Source organism: Oleiphilus sp. HI0125 (assembly GCF_001635355.1).
This window is the reverse complement of record NZ_LWGF01000481.1, coordinates 1-554: the sequence shown is the minus strand read 5'-3', so window position 1 is coordinate 554 and position 554 is coordinate 1. Positions and strand designations below refer to the sequence as shown.

The window sequence follows — 554 nt, the reverse complement described above, 5'->3', positions numbered from 1 at the left end:
CTGTTCTTGCCGCGTAATAATAAGATTTCGTTCGACCTTTTATCTTCAAAGAATCTGCGCCGATATCTATCAAACGTTTCACATGTTGAACTGCTCGAAGATCTTTCGAGTTCATGATGTAAGTGCCATGCTCATCTTCATAGGCAGGCCTATATTCACTAGGTCTGCCTTGTTCTTGAAGCAGGTAGATTGGCGAAGAGTTTATCCTAGCCGTATCCCCAATATCACTGGGGTCAAAGGTTTGTATTCCGGGAGCTTTAGCGATGATGTCGCCTTCAATTGTTTCTTTCGCTTCATGCGCTTGGTATTTCCAGCGGCAACTGTTAGTACAGGCTCCTTGATTTGAGTCTCGATGGGTCGTGTAGCCTGATAGTAAGCAACGATCTGAATAGGCAATATATAACGCGCCATGAACGAAAACTTCCAACTCCATGTCGGGACAACGCTACTTAATTTCTTCTACTTCGTCGAGAGATAGTCCTCTAGATAGGATGACGCGGGTAAGTCCTTGTTTCTGCCAAAACTTTACGGTGGCCCAATTAACAGCATTAGCT

The 554-nt window shown here is 44.4% G+C and carries 1 pseudogene; it reads right to left on the bottom strand.

Annotated elements, in window-relative coordinates:
• Positions 1-554: pseudogene (locus A3762_RS06205) on the bottom strand (U32 family peptidase); the annotation flags it as partial.